This window comes from Pseudomonas sp. FW305-96 (assembly GCF_058783825.1).
Genome location: NZ_JBYSYW010000005.1, coordinates 66815 through 84916, shown reverse-complemented (window position 1 = coordinate 84916; position 18102 = coordinate 66815). Strand labels below are relative to the sequence as shown.

Here is an 18102-nt window from a genome sequence, read left to right as displayed (position 1 = left end):
ACCTTCGTGCTTACCATCTACAACACGCTGAGCAAGACCAAGGAAGTTTTCAAGCCGCTGGACGGCAACAAGGTGCGCATGTACGTGTGCGGCATGACCGTGTACGACTATTGCCACCTGGGCCACGGCCGCAGCATGGTGGCCTTCGACCTGGTCACCCGCTGGCTGCGCAAGAGCGGCTATGAACTGACCTATGTGCGCAACATCACCGACATCGACGACAAGATCATCAACCGGGCCAACGAGAACGGTGAGTCGTTCGACGCGCTGACCGCCCGAATGATCGACGCGATGCACGAGGACGAGCGCCGCCTGAGCATCCTCAAGCCGGACCTGGAGCCGCGTGCCACCGACCATATCCCCGGCATGCACGCGATGATCCAGACCCTGATCGACAAGGGTTACGCCTACGCGCCGGGCAATGGCGACGTGTACTACCGGGTCGGCAAGTTCGTCGGCTACGGCAAGCTGTCACGCAAGAAGATCGAAGACCTGCGCATCGGCGCGCGCATCGAAGTCGACGAGGCCAAGCAGGACCCGCTGGACTTCGTGCTGTGGAAGGGCGTCAAGCCCGGCGAACCGTACTGGGATTCACCGTGGGGCCCGGGCCGTCCGGGCTGGCACATCGAGTGCTCGGTGATGTCCACCTGCTGCCTGGGCGAGAGCTTCGACATCCACGGTGGCGGCAGCGACCTGGAGTTCCCGCACCACGAGAACGAGATCGCCCAGAGCGAGGCGGCCACCGGCAAGCAATACGCCAACGCCTGGATGCACTGCGGCATGATCCGCATCAATGGCGAGAAGATGTCCAAGTCCTTGAACAACTTCTTCACCATCCGCGACGTGCTCGACAAGTACCACCCGGAAGTGGTGCGTTACCTGCTGGTGGCCAGCCACTATCGCAGCGCGATCAACTACTCCGAAGACAGCCTGCGTGACGCCAAGGGCGCGCTCGAGCGTTTCTACCATGCGCTGCGTGGCCTGCCGCGCGTGGCTGCCCAGGGTGGCGAGGCGTTCGTCGAGCGTTTCACCGTGGCGATGAACGACGACTTCGGCACGCCTGAGGCCTGCGCGGTGCTGTTCGACCTGGTGCGCGAGATCAACCGCCTGCGTGACAGCGACCCCGAGGCCGCCGCCGGCCTGGCCGGTCGTCTGCGCGAGCTGGGGGATGTGCTGGGTGTATTGCAACTGGAAGCCGATGACTTCCTGCGCGCCGGTGCAGAGGGCAAGGTCGATGCCGCCGAAGTGGAGGCGCTGATCCAGGCGCGTCTGCAGGCGCGTAGTGACAAGAACTGGGCCGAATCCGACCGCATCCGCGACCAACTGGCCGCCATGGGCGTGGTGCTGGAAGACAGCAAGGGCACCACCACCTGGCGCCTGGCGGACTGATACTGCAACCGGGGCCGCTGTGCGGCCCAATCGCGGGGCAAACCCGCTCCCACGTCGACGCACCTGCAATTGGGTGTCAACGTGGGAGCGGGCTTGCCCCGCGATGCTTTTCAGGCTGCTACTTTGCCGGCCCCGCCAACGGGCAATGCAGCACCAGTTTTGCCCCACCCAGTGCACTGCTGGCCACCTCCAGCCCGAACCCATGCAGGTCGACAATCGCCGCGACGATCGACAGCCCCAGCCCGAACCCCGCGTGGCGATGGCCTTCCTCGCTGCGGTAGAAGCGCTTCAACACCGCCTCGCGCTCATCCGCCGGGATCCCCGGCCCACTGTCCTCGACTGCAATATGCACGCCGGCCTCGTCCTCGCTGGCGACGATACGCACCTGTCCGCCTTCGGGGGTGAACTTGATGGCATTGCCCACCAGGTTGGCCAGGGCTTCGAACAGCAACTCCCGGTCGCCATGCAGCGCCGCCAACTGCGCAGGCTGCTCCAGGTGCAGGCGAATACCGCCATCCTCGGCCAGCGGCAGGTAGAAGTCATGAAGCTCCACCAGCAGCCCCTGCGGGTCGAGCCGGACGAAGCCGGCGCGGCGCTGGCGGTCTTCCAGTTCGCTGATGCGCAGCAGGCCGCGAAAGCGTGCCATCAGCGTGTCGGTCTCGCCAATCGCCTGGTCCAGCGCCGCGCCTTCAGCGGAGTCGCTGCTGCTTTGCTGGCGGATGCGGTAGAGCTGGGCGCGCAGGCGTGTCAGTGGCGTGCGCAGGTCGTGGGCGATGTTGTCACAGACGCCCTTGACCTCGTGCATCAGCCGCTCGATGCGGTCGAGCATGGCGTTGACGATGGCGGCAAGCATGTCCAATTCGTCGCGCCGGGCCGACAGGGGCAGGCGGTGGGTGAGGTCGCCGGCGACGATCAGCTCGGCCTGGGCCTGGATTGCGCGGATGCGCTTGAGCGGCCGGCGCCGCAGCAGGTACCAGCCGGCAAAGCCAGGGATCAAGGTCAGCGAGATACCCCAGAGCAGGGCATCGAGGATGATTCTTGTCACCACGAACAGCGAGCCGTTGTCGCGCACCAGCACCAGCCAGCGACCGTCCTGCACCTTGATCGCCACGGCATCGCAGCTGTCGCGGGGCAGGTGGGGGTCGTCGGCGTCCAGGCATCGCTTGAGCTCATGGACCTTGCCGTCCAGGCCCAGCTCCGGGGGTAGGGTGCGGATGCGCCCGCCGATCGGGTTGAGCTGGGCGTCGAACAGGCCGTAGGCGTCGAAGCTGCGTTCCTCGAAGGCCTGGCTTGCCACCAGCGCGTCGTCCAGCTGCTTGCCGCTCATGTGGGCGAACAGGTGCTGGCGTTGCAGCATCGAGTGGCGGGTGAGCTTGTTCAGGTAGCTGGTGACCTCGAAGTACAGCACCCCCATGAGGATGCTGCTCCAGGCCACGAACAGGAAACTGTACAGCGCCAGCAGACGGCTGGTGGAGGAGCTCCAGCCCTTAGACGGGTTCGGCAATGGCATAGCCGGAGCCCCGCACGGTGCGAATCAGCGGGTTCTGGCCGGGCGAGTCGATTTTTTTGCGCAGGCGGCCGATGTGCACGTCGATCAGGTTGGTGCCAGGGTCGAAGTGGTAGCCCCAGACCTCCTCGAAGATCATCATCCGGGTGATCACCTGGCCGGAGTGGCGCATCAGGTACTCGAGCAGCTTGTACTCGGTGGGCAGCAGGTTCAGCGCCTGTTCGCCGCGGCGGGCTTCGTGGCTAATCAGGTCCAGCTCGAGGTCGGCGACCTGCAGGCGGGTCTGGGTCATCGGCACGCTGTTGCGGCGCAGCAGCACCTCGACCCGGGCGGCCATCTCGTCGGAGGCGAACGGCTTGGTCAGGTAGTCGTCACCGCCGGCGCGCAGGCCGCGCACACGCTCGTCGACGTCCGACAGCGCACTGATCATCAGGATCGGCGTGGCGATCTTCAGGTTGCGCAGGGTGGTGACGATGGTCAGGCCGTCGACCTCGGGCAGCATGCGGTCCAGGGTGATCAGGTCGTAGCCGCCGGCGATGGCCTTGGACAGGCCTTCACGGCCATTGTCGGCCCAGTCGACTTCCAGACCGTGGCTGGACAGTTCGGCGACGATTTCCTGGGCGGTGACAGCGTCGTCTTCGATGGTCAGTACGCGTGGCATGCTGGTTCCTGGGCGGCGAGTGGAGACCTGATTGTGCCAAAGAATAGACAACCGGCGATTTAAGAAAAATTCATCTACGCAATACTGCCGTGGCTGACCGGGCGATGGCGCAGCAGTAAAGGAAAAGGGGCGTGCCATTGCTGGCACGCCCCTTTCTCATGACGGCACAGGCTTAAACGACCTTGACGATCCAGCCCGCTGGCGCCTCGACGTCACCGCTCTGGATACCGGTCAGCTCGGCGTACAGCTTCTGCGTCACAGGGCCGACTTCGGTTTCGCTGTGGAATACGTGCAGCTTGCCGTTGTACTGGATGCCACCAATCGGCGTGATCACCGCGGCGGTACCGCAGGCACCGGCTTCGACGAAACGGTCGAGTTTGTCGATTTCCACGTCGCCCTCGATGACCTTCAGGCCCAGGCGCGATTCGGCCAGTTCCATCAGTGACAGGCGGGTGATGCCCGGCAGCACCGAGACCGACTTCGGCGTGACGAATTCGTTGTTGGCGGTGATGCCGAAGAAGTTGGCCGAACCGACTTCCTCGATTTTCTTGTGGGTCAGCGGGTCGAGGTAGATGCAGTCGGCGAAGCCGGCTTTCTTGGCTTCATAGCCTGGCTGCAGGCTGGCCGCATAGTTGCCGCCGACCTTGGCCGCGCCGGTGCCTTGCGGTGCGGCACGGTCGAAGTCGGAGATGAGGAATTTGTGCGGGGTCATGCCGCCCTTGAAGTACGAACCGACCGGGATGGCGAAGACCGAGAAGATGAACTCGGGGGCGGTGCGCACGCCGATGTTGTCACCGATGCCGATCACGAACGGACGCAGGTACAGGGCGCCTTTGCCGTGCGGTGGAACGAATTTTTCGTTGGCCTTGACCACCTGCTTGCAGGCTTCGATGAACCGTTCGGTCGATACCCGTGGCATCAGCAGGCGGTCGCAGCTGCGCTGCATGCGCGCGGCATTCTGGTCCGGGCGGAACAGGTTGATCGAGCCATCCTTGCAGCGGTAGGCCTTCAGGCCTTCGAAGCACTGCTGGCCATAGTGCAGGGCGGTGGAGCCTTCACTGATGTGCAGCACGTTGTCTTCGGTCAGGGTGCCCTTGTCCCACTCGCCGTTACGCCATACGGACAGGTAACGTTTGTCGGTCTTGATGTAGTCGAAACCCAGCTTGTCCCAGTTAATGCTTTCGTTACTCATGACACCCTCATTGCTCTTGCCCGAACACGGCGGGCTGCTTTTATATGCGCACCCCGCCACCTTAATACATCCGGCGCGGATCGGGAACGGCCAGTCACACAATCCGCCGGGCGTGTACGTTCGGGTCAGTCGCTGTCGTGATGACGATTACGATGAACGAACAGGCCTGAGCCTGTGCAGAGCAGAAATGTTACCCACATGAACCACTCCACGCCCAGGTACAGGCGTTGAGGCTGCCAGCTCCAAAACAGTGCGCCACTGGCCAGCAGGGCCAGCCCGGTCCATTTGCGTACTGACGCAGAACGAAGCGTGTGGTAGAGAATGGCTGCTGCAAGTCCGAGCATGGCCACCGCGATGAAGGCGTTCATGTGTGTGCCTGGATAATCAGGGAATGGCTGGAGCGCTGCGGCCAGATATCTCCGCAGAGGGTTGCCTCAGCGCACACCATCCTGTCGCCGGTGTGATAAGTCGACAACCAGCTGCAAACATCAAGCACGATGCCGCGGTTGGCGATGACTTGATAAGTTTTCTCGAATTGCACTGTGACTTCCCTTTCGTTGCTGGGGCGTGTTTCCCAGGGCCTGACAGTGAAAGGTTTTTGCAGTTGAACGAAGCTCTGTGCTTCCGAATTGGCTGTGGGATTTTTCTGTGATTTTGACCCGGGCGAGGGTCGGCCTCAGCGCAAGCGCCGGTTCCAGTCCCCGCCATGATCGCGCCAGCAGGCTTCCTCGCTGTCGAAGCGCACATGCCAGGCCACATGGTCCAGCTCGATCCCTGCGTCGCTCAGCGCCTGGCCAGTCAGCGCGATCATCCGCGCCTTGTCCGCGCCGGCCAGCGCGCGGGCCTTGTCGGTGTCGTCGGTGAACACCCAGGTGATGCGCAGGCTGGCGGGGAAGTCGTTGAGGTCCACCTGGTGGGTGAGCCAGGCGAAACCGACGATCTCGCCCTGAGCAGTGGCGCAGGCTTCGGTCAGGCAGGCGATCATCTCCCGCTCCAGGCGCGCCAGGGCACGCTTGCCGCTGGCCATCAGACGTTGTCGATCTGCTGGCAGAAGCGCAGGCGGTTGCCGAACGGGTCGGCAACCTGCATTTCCAGGCCCCAGTCGACCGCCTCGGCCTGCGGGCGGGCGTAGCCGTAGCGCTTGGCCAGCAGTTCGCGCTCCAGCGCCTTGAGGTCCTCGACCCGGGCGAACACCGCCGAGCCCGGCGTGGCGTCGCCGTGGTGCTCGGACAGGTGCAGGATCAACCCGTCGCGGTGGATCTGCATGTACAGCGGCAGGTCCGGGGCGAAGCGGTGTTCCCAATCGAGCTGGAAACCCAGGAAATCAAGGTAGAACTCCCGGGCCTTGTCGACCGAGAAGATCCGCAGAATCGGAATGGCGGGGGCGAATTGCATGGGGGCATCCTTGGCTCGAAAAAGGGCAGGGTGGTCACTTTAGCCTACTTCGCCACGCCGGCAGGCACTTGAATTGCGCGTCCGGGCGCAGCCGCTCTGGCCCGCAGCCTTGCGGCATGACTGACGGTTCGAAAGTTTCATCATCGTTCATCTGCGCAGTTGGCCCGCTCCCTGCTATATCCCTCCAGCGAATATTGATCGAGTGGTCAGCCCGGCGCGCCTGCAAGCGCCCCGAGCAGGGCCCTCATCCGGCCGTCAGGCCATGGATTTCAGGGGTTTGAGGATGTCGTTGGCGCAGCAGATCGATCCACCGCAGGCAGACCCGGGCTGGAGCGCCCACCTGCAGTTGCGCTTCGTCCAGCGCGATGACGTGACCCGCCTTGGTGCGCGGCGTCATGTCGGACCTCTTTTGGTGCAGCGGCCGTTCTATCCGGAGGGTGCGCCATGCCATGTCTATGTGCTGCACCCGCCAGGGGGCATCGTCGCCGGCGACCGCCTCGAACTTGATGTCCATCTCGAGCCCGGCAGCCATGCCTTGCTGACCATGCCCGGCGCGAGCAAGTTCTACCGCAGCATCGGCCCCACCGCGCGGCTCGCCCAGCGCTTTCACCTCGCCGCTGGCAGCACCCTGGAATGGCTGCCGCAGGACAGTATCTTTTTCAATGGCGCCCGCGCCTGCCTCGACAACTGTTTCAGCCTTGAGCCCGGCGCGCGCCTGCTGGCCTGGGAGACGCTGTGCCTGGGTCGCCCGGTGATGAACGAGCGCTTCGAAGAGGGCGCGCTGGACAGCCGCCTGCGCATCGAACTGCCCGGCGACCCCGGCCTGCACGAGCGCCTGCGCATCGAGGGCGGGCAGCTGGGCAAGGTGGCCGGGCACCCGTTGCTCGCCACCTTCTGCGCAGTGCCCGCCGACTCAGCGATGCTGGAGCGGGTGCGTCAGGTTCTCGACGAGCTCGACACCCCAGCCGGCGCGACGCTGCTCGGCTCACTGCTGGTGATCCGCCTGCTCGACCACGACAACCAACACCTGCAACGCAACCTGCAGCGCCTCTGGCACCTGCTGCGCCCGGCCGTGCTTGGCCTGGCGCCGTGCCCGCCGCGCATCTGGGCCACCTGAGAGAGCCGCCATGGAGCTGACCCCGCGAGAGAAAGACAAACTGCTGCTGTTCACCGCCGCCTTGCTGGCCGAGCGGCGCTTGGCCCGTGGCCTGAAACTGAACTACCCGGAGGCGGTGGCGTTGATCAGCGCCGCGGTGCTCGAAGGCGCCCGCGATGGCCGCACGGTCGCCGAGCTGATGAGCCTGGGCCGCGAGGTGCTGGTGCGCGAGCAGGTGATGGCCGGCGTGCCGGAAATGCTGCACGACGTTCAGGTCGAAGCGACCTTCCCCGACGGCACCAAGCTGGTGACCGTGCATGAACCCATCGTTTGAGGAGGCCGGCATGATTCCCGGAGAAGTCCAGGTCGCCGCAGGCGACATCGAGCTCAATATCGGCCGCCAGAGCGTCAGCGTCAGCGTGGCCAACCATGGTGACCGCCCGGTGCAGGTGGGCTCGCACTACCACTTCTACGAAGTCAACGACGCCCTGGTGTTCGAGCGCGAGCCGACCCGGGGCTTTCGCCTGGACATTCCGGCCGGCACCGCGGTGCGCTTCGAGCCGGGGCAGGCGCGCACCGTGCAACTGGTGGCCTACGCCGGCAAGCGCGAGGTGTACGGCTTTCAGGGCAAGGTGATGGGCGTGCTGGAGGGCAGGGCATGAGCCGGATTTCCCGCCAGGCCTACGCCGACATGTTCGGGCCTACCGTCGGTGACCGCGTGCGCCTGGCCGACACCGCGTTGTGGGTGGAGGTGGAGAAGGACTTCACGATCTACGGCGAGGAGGTCAAGTTCGGCGGCGGCAAGGTGATCCGCGACGGCATGGGCCAGGGCCAGATGCTCGCGGCCGAGGCCATGGACCTGGTGTTGACCAATGCGCTGATCATCGACCACTGGGGCATCGTCAAGGCTGATATCGGCGTCAAGCATGGCCGTATCGCCGCCATCGGCAAGGCCGGCAATCCTGATGTTCAGCCCGGCGTCACGGTACCGGTAGGGCCGGGCACCGAGGTGATCGCCGCCGAAGGCAAGATCGTCACCGCCGGCGGCATCGACTCGCATATCCACTTCATCTGCCCGCAGCAGGTGGAGGAGGCGCTGACCAGCGGCGTGACCACTTTCATCGGCGGCGGCACCGGGCCGGCCACCGGCACCAACGCCACCACCTGCACCCCGGGGCCCTGGTACCTGGCGCGCATGCTCCAGGCCGCCGACTGCCTGCCGATCAACATCGGCCTGCTGGGCAAGGGTAATGCCTCGCGGCCCGAAGCCCTGCGCGAACAGATCGCCGCTGGCGCCGTGGGCCTCAAGCTGCACGAGGATTGGGGCTCGACGCCTGCCGCCATCGACTGTTGCCTGGGCGTGGCCGAGGAAATGGACATCCAGGTGGCGATCCATACCGACACCCTCAACGAGTCGGGCTGCATCGAGGACACCCTGGCCGCCATCGGCGATCGCACCATCCATACCTTCCACACCGAAGGGGCGGGCGGCGGCCACGCGCCGGACATCATCCGCGCGGCGGGCCAGGCCAACGTGCTGCCGTCCTCGACCAACCCGACACTGCCCTACACCGTGAACACGGTGGACGAGCATCTGGACATGCTCATGGTCTGCCACCACCTGGACCCGAGCATCGCCGAGGACGTCGCCTTCGCCGAATCGCGCATCCGCCGCGAGACCATCGCCGCCGAGGACATCCTCCACGACTTGGGCGCCTTCGCCATGACCTCGTCCGACTCCCAGGCCATGGGGCGGGTCGGCGAGGTGGTGCTGCGCACCTGGCAGGTAGCGCACCAGATGAAGCTGCGCCGCGGCCCGTTGGCCCCGGACAGCAGCTACAGCGACAACTTCCGGGTCAAGCGCTACATCGCCAAGTACACCCTCAACCCGGCGCTGACCCACGGTATAGCCCACGAGGTCGGGTCGGTGGAGGTGGGCAAGCTGGCCGACCTGGTGCTGTGGGCGCCGGCGTTCTTCGCGGTCAAGCCAGCGCTGGTGCTCAAGGGCGGGATGATTGCCACGGCGCCGATGGGCGATATCAACGGCTCGATCCCGACCCCGCAACCGGTGCACTACCGGCCGATGTTCGGCGCCCTGGGCGCGGCCCGGCATGCCACGCGCATGACCTTCCTGCCCCAGGCCGCACTGGACCGTGGCCTGCCCGAGCAACTGAAGCTGCAGAGCCTGATCGGTGTGGCCCACGGTTGCCGGCGGGTCCGCAAGGCCGACATGGTCCACAACACCCTGCAACCGCTGATCGAAGTCGACGCGCAGACCTACCAGGTTCGCGCCGATGGCGAGCTGCTGGTGTGTGAGCCGGCGCACGAGTTGCCGCTGGCGCAGCGTTATTTCCTGTTCTGAAGGAGCGAACATGATTGTCCTCACCCGTCGGATCACTGAGTCCGAAGCCATTACCGGCACCGTCACCCTGGATGTCGACAGCCGCATCAAGAGCCGCCTGCGCGTCACCCTGGACGATGGTCGCGAGGCTGGGCTGATGCTCGAGCGCGGCCATCTGCTGCGAGGCGGCGAACTGCTGGCCGATGCTGAAGGCCTGCAGGTCATTCGCGTGCTCGCTGCGCCCGAGACGGTCTCGACTGTGCGCTGCGCCGATCCGCACCTGCTGGCCCGCGCCGCCTACCACCTGGGCAACCGCCACGTACCGCTGCAGATCGAGCCGGGCCTGTTGCGCTTCCAGCACGACCATGTGCTCGACGACATGCTGCGTGGCCTGGGGCTGGAGGTGGTGGCCGAACAGGCACCGTTCGAGCCCGAGGCCGGCGCCTACCAGAGCGCACCTCACAGCCATTCCCACGGCCATGACCACCCGTTCGTGCGCCTGCCAGCCCATTCCTGACCTCACCCTGGAGCCCACAATGAAAAAGACGTTCGCCCTGATACTGCTGATGGTGGCCTTGCCGGCCTTCGCCCATCCCGGCCACGACAGCAACCCGTTGCAGGATGGCCTGCTGCACCCGCTGACCGGCCTCGATCACTTGCTGATGCTGCTTGGCACCGGCGTACTCGCCGCCCTCACGCGACGCAACCTGACCTTGCCATTGGCGACCCTGACCGCGATGTTCGGCGGCGCGGTGTGTGGCCATCTGTTCGGCGATGTGGTCGGCATGGAGCAGATGATCCTCGGCTCGCTGCTGGTGGCCGCCGCCGCCATGCTGTTGCCGAGCCGTCAGCTGCTGCTGTCGCTGATCATGCCGGTATTCGCCCTGTTCCACGGTTGGGCCCATGGCGTGGAAGCCACCCCCAGCGCGTTCTGGCAGTTCAGTGCCGGTTTCGTCATGGTCAGCGGCCTGCTGCTGGCGGCGGGCTTTGGCGTCGGTTGCCTGCTGCGGCGCCATGCCGGCCTGCAGAAGGCCTTCGGCGGCGGTCTGTTGGCGGGCGCTGCGCTGGTGCTGGCCGGCTGATGCACAGCGACCTGGCGCTGCTGCGCTTGCTGCAGTTGGCCAGCCCCGGCTTGCCGGTGGGCGGCTTCACCTACTCGCAAGGCCTGGAATGGGCCGTGGAAGCCGGTTGGGTGAAGGACGCCAAAGGCTTCGCCGCCTGGCAGCGCGAGCAGTTGCACGACACCCTCGGCTACCTCGACTGGCCGTTGCTGGCGCGCCTGTACAAGGCCTGCCAGGCGGACGATGCCGACGCCTTCGCGCACTGGAGCCAGTTTCTTTTGGCCAACCGCGAGACCGCCGAACTGCGCCTTGAGGAACGGCAGCGCGGCAGCGCCCTGGCGCGTCTGCTCGATGGCTGGCAACTGGGGCAGGAGCCTGCCTGGCGCGCCAGCCTTGAGCTCAGCCAGCTGGGCGGCATGGCCTGGCTCGGGGCGTACTGGTCGATCCCGCTGCGCCAGCTCTCCCTGGGCCATGGCTTCGCCTGGCTCGAAGGCGCGGTGATGGCGGGGGTGAAGCTGGTGCCGTTCGGCCAGCAGGCCGCCCAGACCCTGCTGCGCGACTTGGGCGAGGAACTGCCTGCCGTGCTCGATCATGCCCTGACCCTGGACGACGAACAGCTAGGCGGTGGCCTGCCACTGCTGGCCATCGCTTCGTCGCGCCATGAAACCCAATACACCCGTTTGTTCCGTTCCTGAGGACTGCCACGATGCAAAACTACCAGCAACCCCTGCGTGTCGGCGTCGGCGGCCCGGTCGGCTCCGGCAAGACCGCGCTGCTCGAAGCCCTGTGCAAGGCCATGCGTGATCACTACCAGATCGCCGTGGTGACCAATGACATCTACACCAAGGAAGATCAGCGCATCCTCACCGAAGCCGGGGCCTTGGAGCCTGAGCGTATCGTCGGCGTCGAGACCGGCGGCTGCCCGCACACGGCGATCCGCGAGGATGCCTCGATGAACCTGGCCGCCGTCGAGGCGCTGGCGCGCCAGTTCGGTAACCTCGAGGTGATCTTCGTCGAGAGTGGCGGGGACAACCTCAGCGCCACCTTCAGCCCGGAACTGGCCGACCTGACCATCTATGTGATCGATGTCGCCGAGGGCGAGAAGATCCCGCGCAAGGGCGGGCCGGGAATCACCAAGTCGGATTTCCTGGTGATCAACAAGACCGACCTGGCGCCCTATGTGGGGGCGTCGCTGGAGGTGATGGAGCGCGACACCCGACGCATGCGCCCGGAGCGGCCGTGGACGTTCAGCAACCTGAAGAAGGGCGAGGGGCTGCAGGCAGTGATCGATTTCATTGTCGAGCGCGGGATGCTGGGGGTTGGGCGGTAGAGGTGCAGTAAGCATGAGGCCGAGCACAGCCCGCGTAGTGCTTCGCCTCACGGCTGCTGGTCCTGTACCTTGGCGCCAACACGTTCTCAAGCACGACTTCCTACAAGTCAAAGGAGCGCTTCTAAGCGGCGAAGCGGTCTTTTCCTAACGCTGTCTGGCATGGATGACGGATAGAGTCTGTCGGGCTGCATGAGAAAACGCTTTGCCTGCGCAAATGAAACCAGGAATCACTGAAAGGACACTGTATGAAAAAGGTTGTACTGGCCGCGTTACTGGCATCTGCGAGCTTGACCCAACTTGCCTATGGCAATGAGCCAGCGCGCTCTCCCAAAGGCGCTTCACCGTTCTTCCAAAGCAGCAGTGCGGAAAAGACGCTGCAGGTTGCCGCCACATTTATCGGTGACATTGGATCGGGCGCATGCCCGGCCGGCACTGCTCGAACTTCAGCCGGTACCTGTCAGCCTCCTATTGAATTCGATTGATGTAGTGCGGGGTAGGCAGCCTGGTGAAATGGCCCTGATCTGCGGCGAATACAGCCGCATGCTCCGTCAGGGCCGATGTCATTGGCCAATGCATTGAAGTCAATTTAGAGCCGGTCTCATTTACACCTGTGTCAGCGTGCCATTGATGACCGAGTCCACCGCAGCACCCGAACCTTCGCTCAGCTCTCTCTCTACCAAGCACATCGCGGCTGGCTCCAGCGACGCCTGGGCGGACCTGGCTGGTATCGGCGACGGTCGGTTTTTGATCTCGGCTTATCGTGCCAATGCCTGGTTCGGCTTGTAGAACAGGAAGTGCGTCGTCTGGGCCGTCTTGCGATAGGCCTTGGCCCAGTCGGGGCGGACGCTACGGTCATGGAAATACAGGGCGCCGCCGGTGGGGTCCTTGAGCTGCTGGTTGAGTGCCTTGCGGGCGATTTCCTTGGCCACGGCGTAGCGCTGCGCCTCTTCCACCTGATCGGGGCGCCCGTCGCACCACCAGGAGAACTGGCAGCTCTTGCTCTCGACTCCCTGCTTGACCACCGCGCAGATACTGTCGGGGAAGCCTTCGTGGCCGAGGCGATTGAGCACCACGCTGGCCACCGCGCTCATGTCCTCGGCGTCGGCGCCCTTGGCTTCCCAGTAGATGGTGCGGGCCAGGCAGGTGATGCTGTCGTCCATCGGCGCCTGGCCCGCCGGGTCGACGGCCTGGACTTCGCCGGGAGTCAGGGTTTCCTGTTTTCTCGGCGGCGGGGCGTCCTCGACCACCTTCTCCTCGAGCACCTGCGCCTTGTCTTCGGCAACGGCGGCCTGCTGGCTGTCAGCGGCGGGGAGGGGGCCTGCGAGCAGGGTCAGGGACACACCGAACAGCATCCACGCAAGGCGCATGATCGAGACTCCGCGAGAGGGCTGCTCACAGTCTAGCCGTTCGGCATCAATTCAGTGTCAGGCTCAGCACCAGGGGCAGGGTCGCGGCGGCGGTGATGGTCTGCAGGGCGATGATGGTGGCCATCAACGGTGCATTGCCGCCCATCTGCCGGGCCATCACATAGGACGAGGAAGCGGTGGGCAGTGCCTGGAACAGCACCGCCACCACCGCTGCCTGGCCACCCAGCCCGAGCAACCGGCACAGGCCCCAGGTAGTCACCGGCATGACCAGGAACTTGAATAGCGACGCCGCCAGCACCGGCCTGACCTGCTGGCCCAGTCGCGCCCCGCCGAGCGCCGCGCCGACGCACAGCAAGCCAAGCGGCAGCGCCGCCTGGCCCAGGGCCTTGACCGTGGGCTCCAGGCCGGCCGGCAGGCCGAGGCCGGTTACCCGTAGCAACAGGCCAGCCGCGCAGCCGATGATCAACGGGTTGGCGAAGATCGCCTTGAGCACTGTGGTCGGTGAGCTGTGGCGTGCGCTGAAGCGGGCGAATACCAGCACACAGAGCAGGTTGACCAGCGGCACGATGGCGGCGTTGGCCACCGCCGCCAGGGCGATGCCGGCAGTGCCGTAGAGGCCGGCGGCCAGGGTGGCGCCAATGTAGTTGTTGAAGCGCACGCCACCCTGGAACACCGAGGTGAAGTCGCCGCCGTCATGGCTGGCGACGCCCTGGTAGAGCACCAGCAGCAGGGCGCCGAGCAGGGTCGAGAGCATCAGCACGCCGACCATGCCCAGTACCGGCACGCCTTCAAGGTTGGCGGTGGCCAGGCCGTGCAGGAACAACGACGGCAGCAGCACGTAATAGCTCAGGCGTTCGGCGCCGGGCCAGAAGGTTTCGGCGAGAAAGCCACGGACCCGCAGCCAGGTGCCCAGGGCGATGAGCAGGATGATCGGGACGAGAGTAGTGAGCAGCAGGTGGAGCATGGCGGGTGGTCCGTGGCCGGGTACGGGCACAGACTAGCGGAGTTGAGTGAGCAGAAAAAACGGTGTTTTCTTGAGTGACCGTTGAGAAAAAATGCATTGTCTACACCGCTGCGTAGCGCTTTCGCCAGTATTCAAGCCTCGAGCGCGGTCTTCAACACCGCGCTCAGGTGCCGCCGCTGGCTCTTTTCATGTTCCAGCAGCACCATGCGCCGGGTCAGCTGCGGTTCGCCGAAGGGCAGCACGGTGGCGGCGGGCAGCCGGTCGAGGTCGTCGTCGCTCATGGGGATGACCGCCACCCCGAGCCCCATGGCCGCCATGCGCGCCAGGGCCTCCTGGCTGTCCAGCTCCATCTGTTCGTTGACTTGCAGGCGCTGGCGGCGCAGTTCCTGTTCGATCTGGCGGCCGGCCCATGCGCGTTTGTCGAAGCGCAGGAACGGCTGGCTGGCGAGCAGAGCCGAGAGGCTCTGGCCAGCCAGATCCGGGCTGGCGATGGCCCAGAAGCGGTCCTCGAACAGCGGCGTGTACTGCAGGCTTTGCGGGTAGGGGCTGACCGGTTCGGTGGTGATCGCCGCGTCCAGCTCGCCATCTTCGACCCGTCGGGCGAGTTCCGCAGACATGCCCGACACCACGCTGACATGCAGCTCGGGGTGGTGCGCCTTGATCCACACCAGTGCCCTGGGCAGGCGCCGGGCGAGCACGGTGTGGATCGCGCCGATGCGCAGGCGACCGCGCAGGCTGGTGCCACTGGCCAGGGTGTCGGCCAGTTCGTCGTAGGCAGCCAGGATGCCTTCGGCGCGGGCCACCGCCAGTTGGCCGGCCTCGGTCAGCATCACCTGGCGGCGGCTGCGGTCGAACAGGGCGACCTGCAGCTCGTCTTCCAGGGTCTTGATGTGCAGGCTCACCGCCGAAGGGGTCAGGCTCAGCAGGTCGGCGGCGCGGGCGAAGGTGCCATGGCGGGCGATGGTGACCAGGGTGCGCAGGGCTTTGAGGGACACGCGGGGCTCCGGTTCGTGACGTGGCGGGCTCACCCTGTCGAGGGCAATAGGTACGATACGCGAATGCGAGCCTCAACGCCCGGGGCGTCCGTATGCCTGGCTGATGCGGTCGATCACCATCGCCAGCGCGACGATCGCCAGGCCCGCCTCGACGCCTTGGCCGACGTTGAGGGTCTGGATACCGGCCAGCACGTCCTCGCCCAGCCCGCGGGCGCCGATCATCGAGGCTACCACCACCATCGACAGGGCCATCATCACCGACTGGTTGAGCCCGGCCATGATGCTTGGCAGGGCCAGCGGCAAGGCGATGCGTCGCAGCCGTTGCCAGCGGCTGGCACCCAGGCCGTGGGCGGCCTGCAGCAGCGACGGGTCGATCTGCGAAAGGCCCAGCTCGGTCAGGCGCACCAGCGGCGGCAGGGCGTAGATCAGCGTGGCGAACACTGCCGGCACCTTGCCCAGGCCGAACAGCATCAGCACCGGGATCAGGTAGACGAAGGCCGGCAGGGTCTGCATCACGTCGAGCACCGGCAGGATCAGGCGCCGGGCCAGGGGCCGGGTGGCCAGCAGGATGCCCAGCGGCACCCCGATCAGCACGCACAGGCCGGTGCTGACCAGCACCAGGGCGAGGGTCTGCAGCAGCTTGTCCCACAGCCCGAGCATGCCAATCAGTGCCAGCAGTAGTGGCAGCATCAACGCCCGGACCAGGCTGCGGCTGGCATGCCAGGCCAGCAGGCCGACCAGCACCAGCAGCAGCCACCAGGGCAGCAGGCGGAGCAGGTTTTCCAGGCCTAGCAGCAGTTGCAGCAACTGGTCGGAGACGGTGCGCAGATGGTCGCCATAGTGCAGGACCAGCCAGTCGACAAGGCGGTTGACCCAAGCGGCGAAAGAAAATTGCAGGGCTTCGGGAAAACCACCGCTCACAGGCCGGCCTCGACCTTGGCGGCGTTTTCGGCGGGCAGCCAGGCCTTCCACACCGCAGGGTTGTCACGCAGGAAGGCGATCGCCGCGTCGCGAGGTTTCTGCCGGGTTTCGCTCATGCGCGCCAGGGCCTTGTTCAGGGTGTCGATGGGCAGGTCGACTTTCTCGAATACGGCGACCAGTTCCGGGTGGGCGTCACGAAACGCTTTCGACACCCCGATCGAGAGCTTGGCCGGCAACGAACGGCTGCCTTTGGGAGCGGGATTGGCGGGATCTGTGAGGGTGGCCCAGGCGGCTGCATCGAACGGGGGCTCTTCGAGGCGTACCAGGTCGTAGCGGCCCATCAGCGGAGTAGGGCTCCAGTAGTAGAACAGCACGGGCTTGCCGAGCTTGATCTTGGCGGCGATCTCGGCGTCGAGGGCCGCGCCGGTGCCGCTGCGGAAGTTGTTGTACAGCCCGTCCAGGCCATAGGCCTTGAGCTTCTGGCTGTTGACGGTCTCAGAAGTCCAGCCGCTGGGGCTGTTGAGGAAGCGGCCCTTGCCGGGCGCCTCGGGGTCGTCGAATACCTGGGGGTAGCGTTTGAGGTCGTCGACGCTGCGCAGGTCCGGCGCAAGGGGGTCGAGGTTGCGTGCCGGGTCGCCCTTTATGATGTAGGCCGGTACCCACCAGCCTTCCTCCGCGTTCTTCACCGTGTCGCCCAGGGCGAACACCTGGCCGGCCTGCTCGGCCTTGACCCAGGCGGGGCTGCGCCCGGCCCATTCCTCGGCGATCACTTGCAGGTCGTTGCGCGCCAGGGCCACTTCCATGCTCACGGTGCTGCCGGGCAGGGTGTCGGTGGGGTAGTCGTAGCCACGTTCGACGATCAGGCGCAGGATCTCGGTGGTCAGTGCGCCGCTTTCCCAGCCGATGGCGCCGAAGTGGATGGGTTGCTCGGCCGCAGCGGCGGAGTCGGTGCTGGCCAGGCCGAAGGCAAGGAGCAGGCTGGCCAGCAGGGTAGGAACTTTCTTCATCGGGGCCTCGTCGGTGCCGGTCCGTGGGTTCCGGCAAAAGTGTAGACGACGAGGCTTTGCAGCCGAGACCACCTGCGAGCGGCCCCGGCGTTTGGCAGTTAAACGCGGAACTGATCCATCAACCCCTGCTGCTGGTTGGCCAGGCTGTTGAGCGACTGGCTGACCCGTGCCGATTCGTTGGCCTGGCCGCTCAGCGACTCGGTCACGTCACGGATGGTGGCGACGTTGCTGTTGATCTCCTCGGCCACCGCGCTCTGTTCCTCGGCGGCGCTGGCGATCTGCAGGTTCATGTCGGTGATCACGGTCACCGCCTGGCCGATGCGCTGCAGCGCGGTAACGGCCTGGCCGACCTGTTCCACGCCACCCTGGGCCTGGCGATGGCTGCTATCCATGGCGCCGACCACTTCCTGGGTGCCGGCCTGCAGGGCCTCGATCACCTGGCGGGTTTCCTCCACCGACTCCTGGGTGCGGCGCGCCAGGTTGCGCACTTCGTCGGCGACCACGGCGAAGCCGCGGCCAGCCTCGCCGGCACGGGCCGCCTCGATCGCGGCGTTGAGCGCCAGCAGGTTGGTCTGCTCGGCGATCGAGCGAATGACCTCGAGCACCGAACCGATCTTCTCGCTGTTGCGCGCCAGGCCCTCGACCTGGGCCATGGCGCCGCTCATGTCGGCGGCCAGGGTATCGATGCTGGTGGTGGTGCGGTCGATCACCGCCAGGCCTTCGCGGGTGGCCTGGTCGGCTTCACGCGCGGCCTGGGCGGCCTGGGCCGCGCTGCGGGCGACATCCTGGGCAGTGGCGCTCATTTCGTGGGAGGCGGTGGCCACCTGGTCGACCTGGCGGTACTGCTGCTCCATGCCGGCGCTGGTCTCGGCGGCG

At 65.9% G+C, this 18102-nt stretch carries 22 protein-coding genes; 10 read left to right on the top strand and 12 right to left on the bottom strand.

All coding sequences use genetic code 11. The features are described from left to right. Window positions 1–6 precede the first annotated feature (6 nt). The gene (cysS, locus tag AC3WL2_RS05545) at window positions 7–1389 is read left to right on the top strand and encodes a cysteine--tRNA ligase (protein WP_038705999.1); all 1383 of its coding nucleotides are present in this window, start codon (window positions 7–9) and stop codon (window positions 1387–1389) included. A 118-nt stretch (window positions 1390–1507) separates the two neighbouring features. Here cysS and AC3WL2_RS05540 read toward each other — a convergent pair whose 3' ends face one another. The 6 genes from AC3WL2_RS05540 to AC3WL2_RS05515 form a co-directional block, all read right to left on the bottom strand. Further along, window positions 1508–2899 (bottom strand): sensor histidine kinase, encoded by a 1392-nt coding sequence (locus tag AC3WL2_RS05540; RefSeq protein ID WP_102682319.1) that lies wholly within the window; start codon window positions 2897–2899, stop codon window positions 1508–1510. Beyond that, on the bottom strand, window positions 2877–3557 hold the full coding sequence (locus AC3WL2_RS05535) for a response regulator transcription factor (RefSeq protein WP_102682318.1): 681 nt from the start codon (window positions 3555–3557) through the stop codon (window positions 2877–2879). Before AC3WL2_RS05535 ends, AC3WL2_RS05540 begins: the two co-directional genes overlap by 23 nt. Before the next feature lie 172 nt (window positions 3558–3729). Beyond that, window positions 3730–4749: a branched-chain amino acid aminotransferase gene (locus AC3WL2_RS05530; RefSeq protein WP_102682317.1), complete on the bottom strand. Its 1020-nt coding sequence runs from the start codon at window positions 4747–4749 to the stop codon at window positions 3730–3732. Between the two features lie 125 nt (window positions 4750–4874). Further along, a complete protein-coding gene (locus AC3WL2_RS05525; protein WP_102682316.1) occupies window positions 4875–5117 on the bottom strand; it encodes a hypothetical protein in 243 nt (80 codons plus the stop codon). Window positions 5118–5425: 308 nt separating this feature from the next. Then, window positions 5426–5779, bottom strand: a complete 354-nt coding sequence (locus tag AC3WL2_RS05520; protein ID WP_102682360.1) for a hypothetical protein — start codon at window positions 5777–5779, stop codon at window positions 5426–5428. Next, window positions 5776–6144, bottom strand: a complete 369-nt coding sequence (locus AC3WL2_RS05515) for a glyoxalase superfamily protein (protein ID WP_046855821.1) — start codon at window positions 6142–6144, stop codon at window positions 5776–5778. Before AC3WL2_RS05515 ends, AC3WL2_RS05520 begins: the two co-directional genes overlap by 4 nt. A gap of 283 nt (window positions 6145–6427) precedes the next feature. Between AC3WL2_RS05515 and AC3WL2_RS05510 the strand changes: the two genes are divergently transcribed. The 9 genes from AC3WL2_RS05510 to AC3WL2_RS05470 all read left to right on the top strand — a co-directional run bounded on the left by AC3WL2_RS05510 (window position 6428) and on the right by AC3WL2_RS05470 (window position 12454). Beyond that, window positions 6428–7261, top strand: a complete 834-nt coding sequence (locus AC3WL2_RS05510) for an urease accessory protein UreD (RefSeq protein ID WP_102682315.1) — start codon at window positions 6428–6430, stop codon at window positions 7259–7261. A 10-nt stretch (window positions 7262–7271) separates the two neighbouring features. After that, window positions 7272–7574 (top strand): urease subunit gamma, encoded by a 303-nt coding sequence (locus AC3WL2_RS05505; protein ID WP_038706005.1) that lies wholly within the window; start codon window positions 7272–7274, stop codon window positions 7572–7574. Between the two features lie 10 nt (window positions 7575–7584). Continuing rightward, complete coding sequence (locus tag AC3WL2_RS05500; RefSeq protein ID WP_102682314.1) at window positions 7585–7902, top strand: urease subunit beta; 318 nt, start codon at window positions 7585–7587, stop codon at window positions 7900–7902. Then, window positions 7899–9602 carry an urease subunit alpha gene (ureC, locus tag AC3WL2_RS05495; RefSeq protein ID WP_102682313.1) on the top strand — a complete coding sequence of 568 codons (1704 nt, stop codon included), beginning with the start codon at window positions 7899–7901 and terminating at the stop codon, window positions 9600–9602. Before AC3WL2_RS05500 ends, ureC begins: the two co-directional genes overlap by 4 nt. 10 nt (window positions 9603–9612) lie before the next feature. Beyond that, window positions 9613–10098, top strand: a complete 486-nt coding sequence (gene ureE, locus AC3WL2_RS05490; protein ID WP_102682312.1) for an urease accessory protein UreE — start codon at window positions 9613–9615, stop codon at window positions 10096–10098. 19 nt (window positions 10099–10117) lie between these two features. Continuing rightward, entirely contained in the window at window positions 10118–10663 is a 546-nt protein-coding gene (locus AC3WL2_RS05485) for a HupE/UreJ family protein (protein ID WP_102682311.1), read from the top strand. Beyond that, window positions 10663–11337: an urease accessory protein UreF gene (locus AC3WL2_RS05480; protein ID WP_102682310.1), complete on the top strand. Its 675-nt coding sequence runs from the start codon at window positions 10663–10665 to the stop codon at window positions 11335–11337. Before AC3WL2_RS05485 ends, AC3WL2_RS05480 begins: the two co-directional genes overlap by 1 nt. A gap of 11 nt (window positions 11338–11348) precedes the next feature. Continuing rightward, on the top strand, window positions 11349–11972 hold the full coding sequence (gene ureG, locus AC3WL2_RS05475) for an urease accessory protein UreG (RefSeq protein ID WP_102682309.1): 624 nt from the start codon (window positions 11349–11351) through the stop codon (window positions 11970–11972). A 245-nt stretch (window positions 11973–12217) separates the two neighbouring features. Then, on the top strand, window positions 12218–12454 hold the full coding sequence (locus AC3WL2_RS05470; protein WP_146022587.1) for a hypothetical protein: 237 nt from the start codon (window positions 12218–12220) through the stop codon (window positions 12452–12454). 273 nt (window positions 12455–12727) lie between these two features. On the opposite strand, the gene AC3WL2_RS05465 is transcribed toward AC3WL2_RS05470, so the two are convergent. The 6 genes from AC3WL2_RS05465 to AC3WL2_RS05440 form a co-directional block, all read right to left on the bottom strand. Then, entirely contained in the window at window positions 12728–13339 is a 612-nt protein-coding gene (locus AC3WL2_RS05465) for a cell wall hydrolase (protein WP_102682308.1), read from the bottom strand. A gap of 46 nt (window positions 13340–13385) precedes the next feature. After that, window positions 13386–14303, bottom strand: a complete 918-nt coding sequence (locus AC3WL2_RS05460; RefSeq protein WP_102682307.1) for an AEC family transporter — start codon at window positions 14301–14303, stop codon at window positions 13386–13388. 131 nt (window positions 14304–14434) lie between these two features. Beyond that, complete coding sequence (locus AC3WL2_RS05455) at window positions 14435–15298, bottom strand: LysR family transcriptional regulator (RefSeq protein ID WP_102682306.1); 864 nt, start codon at window positions 15296–15298, stop codon at window positions 14435–14437. 72 nt (window positions 15299–15370) lie between these two features. Further along, window positions 15371–16219 carry an ABC transporter permease gene (locus tag AC3WL2_RS05450; protein ID WP_102682305.1) on the bottom strand — a complete coding sequence of 283 codons (849 nt, stop codon included), beginning with the start codon at window positions 16217–16219 and terminating at the stop codon, window positions 15371–15373. Beyond that, window positions 16216–17226 (bottom strand): ABC transporter substrate-binding protein, encoded by a 1011-nt coding sequence (locus tag AC3WL2_RS05445; RefSeq protein ID WP_102682304.1) that lies wholly within the window; start codon window positions 17224–17226, stop codon window positions 16216–16218. The genes AC3WL2_RS05450 and AC3WL2_RS05445 overlap by 4 nt, the downstream gene beginning before the upstream one ends. A gap of 98 nt (window positions 17227–17324) precedes the next feature. Continuing rightward, complete coding sequence (locus tag AC3WL2_RS05440; RefSeq protein ID WP_371041468.1) at window positions 17325–18080, bottom strand: methyl-accepting chemotaxis protein; 756 nt, start codon at window positions 18078–18080, stop codon at window positions 17325–17327. Window positions 18081–18102: the final 22 nt, after the last annotated feature.

What these genes read in the sequence shown, in the direction of transcription:
- AC3WL2_RS05540 (WP_102682319.1), bottom strand. Translation starts at nt 2,899, where the DNA reads ATGCCATTGCCGAACCCGTCTAAGGGCTGGAGCTCCTCCACCAGCCGT.
- AC3WL2_RS05535 (WP_102682318.1), bottom strand. Translation starts at nt 3,557, where the DNA reads ATGCCACGCGTACTGACCATCGAAGACGACGCTGTCACCGCCCAGGAA.
- AC3WL2_RS05530 (WP_102682317.1), bottom strand. Translation starts at nt 4,749, where the DNA reads ATGAGTAACGAAAGCATTAACTGGGACAAGCTGGGTTTCGACTACATC.
- AC3WL2_RS05525 (WP_102682316.1), bottom strand. Translation starts at nt 5,117, where the DNA reads ATGAACGCCTTCATCGCGGTGGCCATGCTCGGACTTGCAGCAGCCATT.
- AC3WL2_RS05515 (WP_046855821.1), bottom strand. Translation starts at nt 6,144, where the DNA reads ATGCAATTCGCCCCCGCCATTCCGATTCTGCGGATCTTCTCGGTCGAC.
- AC3WL2_RS05510 (WP_102682315.1), top strand. Translation starts at nt 6,428, where the DNA reads ATGTCGTTGGCGCAGCAGATCGATCCACCGCAGGCAGACCCGGGCTGG.
- AC3WL2_RS05505 (WP_038706005.1), top strand. Translation starts at nt 7,272, where the DNA reads ATGGAGCTGACCCCGCGAGAGAAAGACAAACTGCTGCTGTTCACCGCC.
- AC3WL2_RS05500 (WP_102682314.1), top strand. Translation starts at nt 7,585, where the DNA reads ATGATTCCCGGAGAAGTCCAGGTCGCCGCAGGCGACATCGAGCTCAAT.
- ureC (WP_102682313.1), top strand. Translation starts at nt 7,899, where the DNA reads ATGAGCCGGATTTCCCGCCAGGCCTACGCCGACATGTTCGGGCCTACC.
- ureE (WP_102682312.1), top strand. Translation starts at nt 9,613, where the DNA reads ATGATTGTCCTCACCCGTCGGATCACTGAGTCCGAAGCCATTACCGGC.
- AC3WL2_RS05485 (WP_102682311.1), top strand. Translation starts at nt 10,118, where the DNA reads ATGAAAAAGACGTTCGCCCTGATACTGCTGATGGTGGCCTTGCCGGCC.
- AC3WL2_RS05480 (WP_102682310.1), top strand. Translation starts at nt 10,663, where the DNA reads ATGCACAGCGACCTGGCGCTGCTGCGCTTGCTGCAGTTGGCCAGCCCC.
- ureG (WP_102682309.1), top strand. Translation starts at nt 11,349, where the DNA reads ATGCAAAACTACCAGCAACCCCTGCGTGTCGGCGTCGGCGGCCCGGTC.
- AC3WL2_RS05470 (WP_146022587.1), top strand. Translation starts at nt 12,218, where the DNA reads ATGAAAAAGGTTGTACTGGCCGCGTTACTGGCATCTGCGAGCTTGACC.
- AC3WL2_RS05465 (WP_102682308.1), bottom strand. Translation starts at nt 13,339, where the DNA reads ATGCGCCTTGCGTGGATGCTGTTCGGTGTGTCCCTGACCCTGCTCGCA.
- AC3WL2_RS05460 (WP_102682307.1), bottom strand. Translation starts at nt 14,303, where the DNA reads ATGCTCCACCTGCTGCTCACTACTCTCGTCCCGATCATCCTGCTCATC.
- AC3WL2_RS05445 (WP_102682304.1), bottom strand. Translation starts at nt 17,226, where the DNA reads ATGAAGAAAGTTCCTACCCTGCTGGCCAGCCTGCTCCTTGCCTTCGGC.
- AC3WL2_RS05440 (WP_371041468.1), bottom strand. Translation starts at nt 18,080, where the DNA reads ATGGAGCAGCAGTACCGCCAGGTCGACCAGGTGGCCACCGCCTCCCAC.